The sequence below is a fragment of the Ruegeria sp. AI3 genome, from assembly GCF_056541245.1.
Genome location: NZ_JBQFYA010000068.1, coordinates 1 through 856, shown reverse-complemented (window position 1 = coordinate 856; position 856 = coordinate 1). Strand labels below are relative to the sequence as shown.

Sequence of the window (856 nt, the reverse complement as noted above, 5' to 3'; positions counted from 1 at the left end):
GAGGGTCATTTCACCCGCGCGCACCGCCTCGGAGAACTTCCAGACGTCGGTGCCCGATCCGATATCCTGACCGCGATACTTACCATTCAACATCGGACCGGAACTGACGACGACTGACGGCAGATCGACCGAGGTCGCGCCCATCAACTGGCCCGGTGTGGTCTTGTCGCACCCACCCAACAGGACGACACCGTCAATGCCATAGGCGCGTATGGACTCCTCGACATCCATGGCCAGCAAGTTGCGGAACAGCATCGCCGTCGGTTTCATCTGGGTCTCGCCCAGCGACATCACCGGAAACTCGACCGGAAACCCGCCCGCTTCCCAAACGCCGCGTTTGACGCCTTCGGCCAGATCGCGCAGGCCGGAATTGCAGGGGGTCAGTTCCGACCAGGTATTACAGATGCCAATAATGGGTCGCCCGTCAAAAGCGTGATCGGGGAAGCCCTGGTTTTTCATCCAGGACCGGTGAATGAACCCATCCTTGTCGAGTTTTCCGTACCAATGCTGGGAGCGACGTTTCTTCATTTCAGGCATTGCTTTTCGTAGCTGGGGTTGGAATTGAGTATTTGCAAAAAGATGAAATTTAGGCTGCGCGGGCCGGGCGGCACCAGTCAGGCAGCCAGTCGGCATGCGCAGCGAGAAGGTCGCTCACGAGATTTCGGATCTGGCGCAGATCCAGTTCGGCTGCTGTGTGGGGGTCCATCATGGCCGCGTGGTAGATGTATTCAGGATTTTGCTCAACCAGAGCCCTTACCGTAAGCTCCTGAACGTTGATCTGCGTGCGCATCAGCGCAATCAGCTGCGGTGGGATATCTGTGACGACCGAAGGCTGAACGCCATTTGCATCCACCAG

General features: G+C 57.9%; 2 protein-coding genes. Both read right to left on the bottom strand.

The window, feature by feature from the left end; genetic code table 11:
- The coding region (locus tag ACRZ95_RS23065) for a dihydroxy-acid dehydratase domain-containing protein (protein WP_480555720.1) at positions 1–528 on the bottom strand (528 nt) is incomplete at its 3' end.
- Positions 529–586: 58 nt separating this feature from the next.
- Positions 587–856 (bottom strand): family 4 glycosyl hydrolase (locus ACRZ95_RS23060; protein WP_480555718.1); only part of this gene is annotated, 270 nt, incomplete at its 5' end.